Annotated in this window: 8 protein-coding genes and 1 tRNA gene; 5 read left to right on the forward strand and 4 right to left on the reverse strand. The window is 63.2% G+C overall.

Annotated features, from left to right (window positions below; genetic code table 11):
• The first annotated feature begins 835 nt into the window (after positions 1–835).
• Together AX724_RS15385 and AX724_RS15390 are read left to right on the forward strand one after the other, a co-directional pair.
• Positions 836–1,828, forward strand: coding sequence for an AAA family ATPase (locus AX724_RS15385; protein WP_012049856.1), 993 nt, complete (start codon positions 836–838; stop codon positions 1,826–1,828).
• A 68-nt stretch (positions 1,829–1,896) separates the two neighbouring features.
• A complete protein-coding gene (locus tag AX724_RS15390) occupies positions 1,897–4,452 on the forward strand; it encodes a S8 family peptidase (protein WP_066767978.1) in 2,556 nt (851 codons plus the stop codon).
• Here the strand turns inward: AX724_RS15390 and AX724_RS15395 are convergent.
• Positions 4,443–5,822 (reverse strand): hypothetical protein, encoded by a 1,380-nt coding sequence (locus tag AX724_RS15395; RefSeq protein WP_156448101.1) that lies wholly within the window; start codon positions 5,820–5,822, stop codon positions 4,443–4,445. The genes AX724_RS15390 and AX724_RS15395 overlap by 10 nt on opposite strands.
• Positions 5,823–6,357: 535 nt before the next feature.
• Positions 6,358–6,432: transfer RNA gene (locus AX724_RS15400), tRNA-Gly, on the reverse strand.
• Between the two features lie 327 nt (positions 6,433–6,759).
• Between AX724_RS15400 and paoA the strand changes: the two genes are divergently transcribed.
• From paoA to paoC, 3 genes are read left to right on the forward strand one after another with little or no spacing between them, the layout of a single operon-like run.
• Positions 6,760–7,398: an aldehyde dehydrogenase iron-sulfur subunit PaoA gene (gene paoA / locus AX724_RS15405; RefSeq protein ID WP_066767981.1), complete on the forward strand. Its 639-nt coding sequence runs from the start codon at positions 6,760–6,762 to the stop codon at positions 7,396–7,398.
• Positions 7,395–8,351: an FAD binding domain-containing protein gene (locus tag AX724_RS15410; protein WP_066767983.1), complete on the forward strand. Its 957-nt coding sequence runs from the start codon at positions 7,395–7,397 to the stop codon at positions 8,349–8,351. The genes paoA and AX724_RS15410 overlap by 4 nt, the downstream gene beginning before the upstream one ends.
• The gene (gene paoC, locus AX724_RS15415) at positions 8,348–10,552 is read left to right on the forward strand and encodes an aldehyde oxidoreductase molybdenum-binding subunit PaoC (RefSeq protein ID WP_066767985.1); all 2,205 of its coding nucleotides are present in this window, start codon (positions 8,348–8,350) and stop codon (positions 10,550–10,552) included. Before AX724_RS15410 ends, paoC begins: the two co-directional genes overlap by 4 nt.
• 41 nt (positions 10,553–10,593) lie before the next feature.
• Here paoC and AX724_RS22930 read toward each other — a convergent pair.
• Both AX724_RS22930 and AX724_RS15430 read right to left on the reverse strand, forming a co-directional pair.
• Positions 10,594–11,345 (reverse strand): IS5 family transposase gene (locus AX724_RS22930; protein ID WP_156448102.1). Its coding sequence is split into 2 segments (ribosomal slippage): positions 10,594–11,015 and positions 11,015–11,345, totalling 753 coding nucleotides; the frame shifts between segments, so codons are not numbered across the junction.
• A gap of 338 nt (positions 11,346–11,683) precedes the next feature.
• Complete coding sequence (locus AX724_RS15430) at positions 11,684–12,055, reverse strand: c-type cytochrome (RefSeq protein ID WP_066767988.1); 372 nt, start codon at positions 12,053–12,055, stop codon at positions 11,684–11,686.
• Between the last annotated feature and the right edge of the window lie 246 nt (positions 12,056–12,301).

A 12,301-nucleotide genomic window follows, 5' to 3' on the forward strand; every position in this document is an offset into this window, starting at 1 on the left:
CTTGGGTTTCCGCGCAGCGGGAAGCGCCGCGCTGAAACCCTGCCCGTCGGCGAGACCGGGGGTGCAAACGGAGGGGCGGCTTCGCGGGGAACCGGCTGCACGGAGCGAAGCGGAGGAAGCTGGGCGGAAGACGCTCCGAAGTGCGCCAGGGGCAGAGCCCCAAGCACCGCGCCGCTCGCGGCGCCACAAATGACGCACCCTTGCGGCGGACGGCCGGCGCGGCGGCGTGCGCGCGGGCCTGTGGGCCAGCCGCCGCCGTGCCCTCCGGCCAGAGCGAGAGTGCTGCGCTGGGGAAAATGACGCGCGACCCCTGCGCGGCGTCAGCCGCCAGAGTGCGCTCCCTAGATCCCCGCGCTCACTATCGGGGCGTTGCGGGGTGTCCCCGCTCGAAGGGGTAGCGGGAGACCTATGGGCTCCCGGTCAGGGGAAGGCTTTCCCCTCAAACTGTATAGGATGAGGACAACAACAGCATAACCCGCACGCTGGAAGCGCGTTAAGAAGACTATCGGCTGTGGCTGGAAATAAAGTGCCCCGGCGGTATGCGAGGCAGGGACCACCGGGGGATACCGGCTCCATATGGATGATCGGGGAGGAAAAGCCAAGGATCACCGCTGCGCGCCTACGTTCATCTGCCGGGCGGTTCTACAGCGCCCGTCTCCACCGGCGCTTTGCGAGCCCATGCTACCAGTTCGCTCAATATCGCGGCCTGAGCTGAACAAATTTCTCCCCGATATTCGGTGACTTGATTACACTATGAGAGCGCCGCGCCGTTTGCGCGGTTGTCATGACGACTCGGTGCCTATACCCGTCAGTTTGCAGGAAAGGAGGAGCGCTGATGTCAACCAAGCAGATCGTCGCGCTGCTCAATTCGCACGTTGCTGGGGACGAAGAGCAATTTCTGTCGATAGCGCTCCAGGTCGCGGCACAGCAAGCGCGCCAAGGCAATGCCGAGGAGGCGAACCAGTTGAAGCGCCTCGTCCAAAAGGCGCGCGAACGGCTTGGCAACGCGCCTACCGGCCAAGCGCCAATCCCTCTGGCACGGCCGCGCGGCGAGTTGCAAGGGCTGGTCGAGAGCAGCTATCCGAAGACCAAGCTCGACAACATGGTGCTTGGCGAGGCCATTCGCTCGCGGTTGCAGCGCGTTGTCCGGCAGCAAAGCGAGCGGGCGACCTTGCGCGATCATGGGCAGGTTCCGGCGACGCACCTGCTGCTTGTCGGGCCTCCGGGCACGGGCAAGACCATGACGGCTTCGGCACTCGCGGGAGAGCTGCGCTTGCCGCTGTTCACGGCACGGCTGGACTCGTTGTTCAGCCGCTTCTTTGGGGAGACGGCCGGCAAGCTGCGCTTGCTGTTTGATCAGATTGCGCAGACCCGCGGCGTCTATTTGCTCGACGAGTTCGACGCGATCGGTTCGCGTCGTGGCGATCCCAATGACGTCGGCGAGATTCGACGGGTTCTTAACTCGGTGCTCTCCTTCATGGAGGAGCCTAACTCAACCGACAGTATCGTCATCGCGGCGACCAACCATGTCGAGATACTCGACAAGGCGCTGGCACGCAGGTTTGATGAAGTCATCGAATATCGGCTGCCCGATCCCGAATCCGCGCGCGCGATCCTCTCACGCCGGCTGGGACGCTACCGCCTGACCGCCAAGGCTTGGGCGTCGATCGCTCCCATCACGGAAGGCTTGAGCCAGGGGGAGCTGGTGCGCGCGGCCGATGCCGTCGTGAAGGACGCTATCCTCGAAGGGGCTAAGTCGATCTCGGCCGACCATTTGCGCATCGCGCTCCAAGACCGCCAAATCTTTCGACAGAGCTTTGGACATTGAAGCGCCGGCGTCGTCCGTCGGCGAGAAGAGGCCGCGTGGGGAAGCGGTGGGAATGACTTGAGGGGGGTATGCCCGAAAATGAAGCCGGTGCGGCGCCACGCCAGCCGCATATCTCGATCACGCGATGGCGCGAGGCAGCGCAGTATGTCTATCCCCGACTTCGGCGCGAACGACGCGAGCGGCGTGAAGACTACCATGCCCATGCCGAAGCCCTGCTCGGACAGTTGGGGGAAGCTCTAGGCAACCTCCCGCCGCCCCAAGAGGACGTCCGCATCCCGGTCGACGGGCTGAAACGCGGCGTTCTCGTCGAGGTCGAGACGATGGTGCCGAGCGAGCGCGCCAAGGCCACGAAGATACCGGCGCTGGATTTCCCGGCGCAGGAGATCGTCGTCCTCCGTTCCGAGCGTAGCGAGGATCGCACAGAGCGGGCGGTAGTGTTCGTTCCCGATGACGCTCGCGCATTCCTGACCGGCCGGATCGCGGCCTATGGCTCCGAAGATCTCGGCAATCACGAGCGTCCCGACATCGACAAATTCGAGGTGATCGAGGCGATCCGCGCCGCTGCGGCGCGCACGCTCGTCGTCGGCACGCCGGACTTGGCATCGCCAGCGCCGCAGTGGTGGGAGCTTTGGCTGCGTCGCCCCGATGCGATCGTGGAGGCGGTGGTGGCGGCCGCGCAGCAGGCGGGACTCGACGTGTATCCCGACCGGCTGCAATTTCCTGAAACCTCGGTCATATTCGTGCTCGGAACAGCCGAGGCGACCCTTGGGCTCGTCGGCCGCCTCAACGGCGCGATCAGCGAAGTGCGGCGCGCCAGCCAGAGCATCGAGCCGTTCCTTGACCAAGGCGACAAGAGCTTGGGGCAGCACGCGCTTGTGGCCGAATATTGCGGGCGGGTGACGCCTCCGCCAGCGGATGCGCCGGTGGTTTGCGTGATCGACACGGGCGTTGCGGCAGCGCACCCGCTGATCGCTCCCGCGCTGGCCGGTGCGTGGACTGTGAACGATGCCTGGGGCACCGACGATCACGCCGGCGCCGGCGGGCATGGAACGGGCATGGCGAGCCTTGTCCTGCATGGCGACCTGCTTGGGCCTATGAGCGGCCAACGCCAGGTCGTGCTCGGCCATGCCGTCGAATCCGTGAAGTTCCTTCCGCCCGGCGGCTTTCCGGCGACCGAGCCGGCGCGCTATGGCATTATCACGCAAGCAGCCGTGGCCGTGGCCGAAATCGAACGGGCCAATATCCCGCGCAGCTTCTGCATCGCCACCTCCTCGCCCGATCTTTCTTCGGAGGCACCATCAAGCTGGAGCGGCGCGGTCGATCAGATTTGCGCCGGCTCAATGCCGGGTGAGCAGCAGGCGGGGCTCGCCGCCAAGGATCACCCCAAGCGTCTCGTGCTGATCGCCACCGGCAATATGGACGGCGGGCTCAAGGCCGTGGTCGAGCAGCATCATGCACTCGAAGACCCCGCGCAGAGCTGGAATGCGCTCACTATCGGCGGATACACGGCGAAGGCTGACCAGGCGCAAGACGAACCCGAGTTGATTCCGCTGGTCGCGCCGAACGAGCGCAGCCCATTCAGCCGGGGATCGCAGACCCTTCCGGCTGACCTGACGCCGATCAAGCCCGACGTGCTGTTCGAGGCCGGCAACATGATGATGGACAATGCCCAGTTTTGCGGCTGGCACCCGGCGGTCTCGCTGCTCTCGGCAGGCAGGGATGTGGCTACGGAGCCGCTGGTGCCCTTCTGGGCGACCAGCGCCGCGACGGGCGTGGCCGGCAATTTCATTGGGCGACTCAAGGCCGATCTACCCGGCCGGTGGCCGGAAACCTACCGCGCTCTCACCGTTCATTCCGCCGAATGGCCTGGGCCAATTCGTAAGCTGCTGATCGGCACCGGCCGTAGCTGGAAGACGGGCAGCAAGGGCACGAAGCAGCAAATCCTACGCAGCATGGGCTTTGGCGTGCCCAACCTGGTTCGCGCGGCCGCGTCGGCGCGCAATGATGTGACCTTGCTCGCCGAGGCCGAGATTCAACCTTATGCCGCTTCGGCCGACGGGCGCTCGGCCGTATTCAACGAGGTGCATTTCTACGCCCTGCCTTGGCCGAAGGCAGCGCTAGAAGCGCTGGAAAACGCTTCGGTGATGATGAAGGTGACGCTCTCCTATTTCATCGAACCCAACCTTTCAGGCCGGGCCAGCACCCGACCCGACACCTATCGCTCCTACGGCCTGCGCTTCGCCTTGAAGAAACGGCGCGAGACGGCCAATGATTTTCGGACACGATTGAGCAAGACCGAGGAGAAGGCGGAAAAGGCCGGTCAGGAGACCGACTATTGGTTGCTCGGGCCGCAGGCCGTTCAGGCTGGGTCGCTTCATTGCGACCTGTGGCGAGGTCCGGCAATCGACCTTGCCGCGCACGACCAGATCGCGATCTATCCGGTCGGCGGCTGGTGGAAATCGCACATCGGACAGAACCGCATGAACGACAAGGGCCGCTATGCGCTCGCGATCTCCATCTCGGCGCCGGATCAGGACGTCGACCTTTATGCCGAGATCGCGGCGGCGATCGAGGCGCGGATTGCCGCCGAAGTGGCGGTGGCAGCCGGGCCGGATCAAGGGTGATGAGCCTCGCTCGGAGCCAGGTCGATTGGCTGCACCTCGTGCTGAGCCCGTCGGGCCTCCAGCCAGTCCAGGCCAGCGCTCGTCAACTCCCAGCGCTTCGCTGCGTGATCGCCCGACCCAATGCAGCGAACCCATCCGCGCTTCTGTAAATCGGAAGCCGCGAGACCAACGGATCGGTAGAATTTGAACGGATTGCTGAGCTGATCCTGAATCTCGCGACTGGTAAGCGGGCCGGATTCGAGGAGCGCGAGGATTTCCGGCGTGCGCCCCTGGCCCGGCGATGAATAGTGCCTGGACGCAGCCTGCTGGGCGCGATCCGCAGCATCGCGTTCGACTGCACGGCGCGCTTTGTTGGGACTCATCGCCTTGCCGGCGAGCTTCGCGGCCGCGATTGCGGTCGTGCCCTGTTTGGTGAGCCGATAGATCGGCGCGCGTCCCGGCATCGGCCTTTCCTGAACGATGTAACCCGACATCCGCAATCGCTGGAGATACTGACCCGCGCTTGGAGCCCGCTTTGACCGGACACCCGCTGCGGCGCTGATGTCGAGTGCGCGGGCTGGTCCGAGCGCATCGAGAGCGAGTAGGAGACGCACCTGTTCGGGTTTCAGCGCTGCGGAGACGTCGTTGCCTGGTAGGTGCTCACCTTCGAGATCATAGGCGCTGTGCGTTAATCCCTTCTGAGTGAGCCGGATAAGCTGGCGTTTGGGAGTCCCAGCCTTCTCGACAAGCCCCTTGGCGACAAGACGCTTGAGTGCGCTGTGGGTCGACTGGCCGAGCCGCTCGACGAGTGCTGCTCGGCGCGCGCCGCCGACTGGCGGAATGAGCCTCAACGTCGCCTTTTCGAGCGAGCCCATCTTAGGTTCGCGATCCACCAGGACGTCGAGCGTCCTTTTCCCGCTTTGTGCATAGACCCATTCGGAGGACTCACCGGGTGTAGGCAGACGGCGGATAAGGCCGGATTTCATCAGCTTCTTGAGAATCTGGTCCACCGCTTGACGGCTGACACCCTCTCGCTGGCGAAGTTCTGCGGCCGTGGCCGGCTTTGCTAGAGCGTCATAAATGGTTTGTTGCCGCGTCCCGAGCTGTCCCCGAAAATAGGGTTCGCGTTGCTTCACCGCGATCTCCGCATCGAGCGGTCGGCTCCCATCTCGAAACAGGCCGTGACTGACGCGCACAAGGTGCCCGTCCATCAGCAGCAGTTCGAGCGCGGCGCGCGAATTGCGCACATGCTTGATGTCACGCCAGCGCACCACGCCGCGCTCCCGGACGATTTTAAGCATGGTGTGCGCACCAGTCCCTGGATTGGGTTCCCATCGGGGCGGCGCGGAAGGTAATTTGTCGGACGTTACCGCACGCACGGCAACCCGCACTTCAGTAGCTCCAAAATGATGCCGTAGAACCTGCTCCAGCCGAGTTGCATCCACTACAGGACAGTCAAACTCCACATCGACTCGATATCCTTTCGACTTCCGCACAACTTCCCCCGGGAGTGGCATCACCGCAATAGCCGCAATGGAGGCAAGCGTCACGTTATGCCAGCATCACAACGCTGACCGGCTGGCTGTTGCCGAGCGCAGCGGCGTGGATCATCAGCTATTCGACAGCCGCGAGGCTTCCTGGGTCCGAGCGCATGGTCGCGGATAAGCGCGTTGTCTCCAGCTTCGGCCCGATTGTCTCCAGTCGGCGGGGCCATTGTCTCCAGCCACCGGGTCGCGTGGAAGGGGCGAAATGGCCGCGCGGGGGCGCAAAAGATCGGGCGCAACCTGCGCCAGCCAACGCCAGGGGCGGCCCATTCTTGGCGATTTTCTGGAGACATTATGGAGACAACGGGCTTTACAGAGGGCGTTGTCTCCAACGAAAAAGCGGCCCGAAGGCCGCTAATCCACTGATTTCCATAGAGAAAACTGGAGCGGGCGAAGGGATTCGAACCCTCGACCCCAACCTTGGCAAGGTTGTGCTCTACCCCTGAGCTACGCCCGCTCTGGCGGCCGGAGGAGAAGTCCCTCTCGGCGGGTGGCGGGGAACTAGCAGCGCTTGTCCGCATCGGCAAGGGAAGAATTGCACAAAAATGAAATTGGCTGATTGGACATGGAAACCTGAGGATTTTCGCCTTTTTTTTGCGTTCGGACATGGCCGTCATGATAAGCCATACGGGTTAGGTCTGGCGAATCGGGGACATAAACAACTCGGCGCGCCCGGTTTGGGGCCGGAACGTATATCTGCTATCTTGTGCGGGAGGACGCACAGGGCGGGATCGAACCGGCTTCATCTTCGTAGTGCCTCACAGAGGAACAGGGAGGATCATCCATGTCTTGCGACCCGATGACGCGCCGCGGATTGCTGCAGGGAAGCGCGGCGCTTGCCGCGGCGGCGCCAGCCATGGCCCATGGGCAAGGCCAGAATGACCGATCCGCCAAGGATGTTGGAGGAACGCGCATGACCCCGGTGGAACTGAACGTCAACGGGCGCGAGGTGCATCTTCAGCTCGACCCACGCACCAGCCTGCTGGATGCGCTGCGCGAGCATTTGCACCTGACCGGCACGAAGAAGGGCTGCGACCACGGCCAGTGCGGTGCCTGCACCGTCATCGTCGAGGGCCGGCGCATCAACAGCTGCCTGACGCTGGCGGTCATGCACGATGGCGAGCGGGTTACGACGATCGAGGGCCTGGGCACCCCCGAAAGACTGCATCCGATGCAGCAGGCCTTCATCGAGCATGACGGCTATCAATGCGGCTATTGTACGCCGGGGCAAATCTGTTCCGCGGTCGCGGTGCTGGAAGAGATGGAGGCGGGTGTACCAAGCCACGCCACGCGTGATCTGGACAAGGTGCAGATGAGCGACGCCGAACTGCGCGAGAGGATGAGCGGCAATATCTGCCGCTGCGCCGCCTACCCCAACATCATCGCCGCGATGCGCAACGTCGCGGGGGAGGCCAAGGCATGAGGCCCTTTACCTACGAGCGCGCGACGAGCGTGGAAGCAGCGGCGAAGGCGGCCGCGTCCGTGCAGGGCGCGCGCTTCATCGCCGGCGGGACCAACCTGCTCGACCTCATGAAATTGCAGATCGAGACGCCGACCCACCTGATCGACGTCAATCATCTGGGTCTGGACCGGATTGAGAAGACCGGCGACGGAGGCTTGAAAATCGGTGCACTGGTTCGCAACACCGATCTGGCGGCTGATGCGACGGTGCGACGCGACTATGCCGTGCTGAGCCGCGCGCTGGTGGCTGGCGCCTCGGGGCAGCTGCGCAACAAGGCGACGACCGGCGGCAACCTGCTCCAGCGCACGCGCTGTCCCTATTTCTACGACACGCGTATGCCATGCAACAAGCGCAAGCCCGGCAGCGGTTGCGGCGCGATGCAGGGCCTGAGCCGGGGCCTGGCCATATTGGGCGTGAGCGACGCGTGCATCGCCCAGCATCCCAGCGACATGGCGGTCGCGATGCGGCTGTTGGACGCCAAGATCGACACGATCGACGCCGCCGGCGCGGCACGCTCCATCCCCATTGCCGACTTCCATTTGATGCCCGGCGACACGCCCCAGCGCGAAACCGTGCTGAAAGCCGGAGAGATCATCACCTCCGTCACGCTGCCCAAGCCGATCGGCGGCACCCATATCTATCGCAAGGTGCGCGACAGGGCCTCTTATGCCTTCGCCTTGGTCTCGGTTGCGGCAGTGTTCAACCGGGACGGAACAGGAAGGTTCGCCTTCGGCGGGATCGGGACAAAGCCCTGGCGCGTCGAAGAAGCCGACGCCGCCGCGCGCAAGGGCGCCAAGGCAGTGGCGGACGCGGCCTTGGCAGGCGCGCGCACGACCCCTCATAACGCTTTCAAGACGCTGCTGGTCGAAAGGACGCTGGCGTCGGTCTATCGGCAGCAGGAGGCACGGGCATGAAGTTCGCAACCCCCGCAGGCGTCAACCCAATCGACAAGGGCCGGGTGATCGGCATTCCGCACAGCCGGATCGACGGCCCCGCCAAGGTGACCGGTACCGCGCCCTATGCCTATGAAAGACATGATGCGGCACCCAAGCCAGTCTATGGCTGGATTGTCGGATCCGGCATAGCCAAGGGCAAAATCGCGGCGATCGACCTGCGCGCAGCGGAAGCCGCGCCGGGCGTGCTGGGCGTTGTGACCCACGCCAATGCCGGCAAGTTGAACAAGGGCTCGATGAACACCGCCCCGCTGCTGGGCGGTCCGCAGATCGACCATTATGAACAGGCCGTCGCGCTGGTCATCGCCGACACGCTGGAAAACGCGCGGGACGCCGCCAAGCTGGTGCGGATCGACTATACGACCGACGGCGGCAAGTTCGATTTGGCCGCTGAAAGCGTCAAGGGTGTGATGCCGCCGGATATTTTCGGATCGCCCGCCGACACCAAGACGGGCGATTTCGAAGGCAGCTTTGCAAAAGCCGCGATCAGGATCGACCAGCGCTATACCACGCCAGATCAGAGCCATGCGATGATGGAGCCGCACGCCACCACCGCGGCCTGGAACGGCGACAAGCTGACGCTGTGGACGTCAAATCAGATGATCGCCTGGGGCGTGAGCGAGGTTGCCAAGACGCTGGGCATTCCCAAGGAGAATGTCAGGCTGGTTTCCCCTTATATTGGCGGCGGTTTCGGGTCGAAGCTGTTCCTGCGCGCCGATGCGCTGCTTGCGGCGCTGGGCGCGCGGCAGGTGGGGCGGCCGGTGAAGGTCGCCATCGCGCGCCACCAAATCCCCAACAACACCACCCATCGCCCCGCCACGATCCAGCGCATACGGATCGGCGCGGACAAGGACGGGGTGATTGATGCCATCGCCCATGAGGTCTGGTCCGGGGACCTCCCCGGCGGCGGTCCTGAAGCCGCGGCCCAGCAGACGCGGTTGCTCTATGGTGGGGCCAACCGCCTGACTGCGCATCGGCTGGTGACGCTGAACCTGCCCGAGGCCAATGCGATGCGCGCGCCCGGCGAAGCGGTCGGATTGCTGGCGCTGGAAGTCGCCATGGACGAGTTGGCGGAGGCATGCGGCGTCGATCCGGTGGAACTGCGCATTCGCAACGATGTGCAATTTGACCCGGAGGCCGGACCGCAGCGGCCCTTTTCAAGCCGTAAGTTCGTGGAATGCTTGCGCGCCGGGGCGGAGCGGTTCGACTGGAACAAGCGCAATCCCAAAACGGGCAAGGTACGCGACGGCCGCTGGCTGGTCGGCATGGGCATGGCTTCGGCCTTTCGAAACAATCTGGTGATGAAGTCAGGCGCGCGGATCGGCGTCGACGCGCAGGGGCAGGTCATCGTCGAAACCGACATGACCGATATCGGCACGGGCACCTACACAGTCATCGGCCAGACGGCCGCAGAAATGCTGGGGGTGCCGCTGAAGAGTGTGACTGTGCGTCTTGGCGACAGCCGGTTCCCGGCATCGGCCGGATCGGGGGGCCAGTGGGGCGCCAACAGTTCAACCGCCGGCGTCTATGCTGCTGCCGCAGCGCTGCGTGCCAAGCTCGCGGAAAAGGCCGGCTATCCCGCCGACCAGGCGCAATTCGACGACGGGTTCGTCAAGTTTGGCAACCAGTCCCAGCCCCTTTCCGCATTGGCTGGACGGGACGGCCTGTGGGCCGAAGACAGCATGGAATATGGCGATCTCGACAAACGCTACGCGCAGGCGACCTTCGGCGCGCATTTTTGCGAGGTGGGGGTGGACATAGACACAGCCGAGGTGCGTGTGCGCCGCATGGGCGGTGCGTTCGCGGCGGGGCGCATCCTGAACCCCAAATCTGCCAGAAGCCAGGTGATCGGCGCGATGACGATGGGCGTGGGCGCGGCCTTGATGGAAGCGCTGGAAGTCGACACCCGCTTCGGCTTCTTCGTCAATCATGACATGGCCGAATATGTGGTGCCTGTGCATGCCGACATTCCCGAACAAGATGTGCTGTTCATCGACGAACTTGACGACAAAAGCTCGCCTATGAAGGCGAAGGGCGTCGGTGAACTCGGGATCTGCGGCGCTGGCGCTGCGGTTGCCAATGCCATCTACAATGCGACCGGCATCCGCCTGCGCGATTATCCGCTAACGCTCGACAAATTGCTGAAGGCGCAACGCGCCTGAGCTCTCCTTTCGAACCAGACTGCCTTAAGGCTTGTGGGGATTCATCGTGAATTGATGATGGCGGCGGCAAGGTAGATCATGGCCTCGAAGCTCTGATCGGTTTTGCAGGCGCGCATGGCGATGCGTTTGAATTCCTTGAGTTTGCAGAAGAAGTTTTCGATCAGGTGCCGCCATTTATACATCTCGGCGTCGAGCGGGATGGGTTTGGAGCGGCGTGGGTGTTGCGAAATGACGACTTTTGCGCCGCGCTCGTTGAGGTCTGCGACGATGTCATTGCTGTCGAATGCCTTGTCGGCGAGCAGGGCGCCGAACGCGATGCCGTCGATCAATGGGGCGACGCCGACGGTATCGAAGCGGTGGCCGGGCATCAAACGAAAGCGCACGAGGTTGCCCAAGGCATCGGTCAAAGCCAGGATTTTGGTCGTCATGCCGCCTTTGGAGCGTCCAATGGCCTGGCCCGACGTCCCCCTTTTGCGCCTTGACCGTGGCGGTGGACCTTGACGATGGTGGCGTCGATCATGGCATATTCCATGTCCGGCTCCTCCGACATGGTGTCGAAAATCCGTTTGAAAACATCCGCTTCGCGCCAATCACGGAACCGCCGGAATGCCGTACTCCAGTTGCCGAACATTGTCGGCAGGTCGCGCCATGGACTGCCTGTTCGCACAATCCATAGCACTGCTTCCATGAATAGCCGGTTGTTCCGCCCGGTACGCCCGGGGTCCGTCAGCTTGCCCAGACAATGGGGTTCTATTTTCGCCCATTGGGCGTCGGTCAGTACAAAGCGGTCCATCCGCAGTGTGAATCATATCTCCACCCAAATGGGAATCCTAAATCCCCACAGGCCTTAGGCAGCGGCCTGGTTAGCGTTCATGGCAGGGACGCAGTGTCACGGGGGCGGATCGCCGTTCAGCGGCGAACCGCCGTCAGGGACGCGGCGGAACAATTACAGGCCCGCCCGCATTACGTCTTCATAGGAGAGACGATATGGCGAACGATCATATTGGCCAGGCGCTCAGAGGCCTCGTCATCGGAGTGCCTCTGGCAATCGGATTTTGGGCGATCATTGGCGTGGGTGTCATAGTGGTCGCATAAGGCCGGATGGCTATATTTCGGATAGCCGTTATTTCATCAAGGCGTGGGCTTCTTGAGATAGGCGATTAGCGCCTGCCTTTCTTCCGGTTTGGCGATGCCGGCAAACACCATTGAGGTGCCCGGCACCATTGCGGCCGGACGGGCCAGCCACTTGTCGAGCGTTGCCATATCCCACGTCAATCTGGACTTCTGAAGGGCCGACGAATAGCGAAAGCCGGGCACTCCTGCCGCTTTCTTGCCCACGATACCATAAAGATTGGGCCCGATCTTGTTCGGGGCATTGGCGGTGACATTGTGGCAAGCCATGCATCGCATAAACACCCGCTTGCCGATCGTCGCATCAGGTGCTTGGGCCGCAGCAGGGCCTGCCAAAACCATCAAAGGAAGGAACAGGGACGATTTCCGCATAATAGAACCCTCGCTGATTGATCGTGAACCCGGATAGCAAAGTCGCCATGTCGGCGCGTATCAGTCTCTTGTCCGACAATCAGAATTGCCGCAGCCTGAACAACTGAATCCAAAGATGATTGGTGCGTTCCTTCGGACCGCACGATGCAACGGCCCATGCCATGACTGCATGAACCCCGTTTTAAGCGGATTGTTGGTATGTATATTGGTGTTATGGTTGCGGGAGCAGGATTTGAACCTGCGACC

The sequence above is a fragment of the Sphingobium sp. CCH11-B1 genome (assembly GCF_001556865.1).
In the GTDB taxonomy this organism is placed as follows: domain Bacteria; phylum Pseudomonadota; class Alphaproteobacteria; order Sphingomonadales; family Sphingomonadaceae; genus Sphingobium.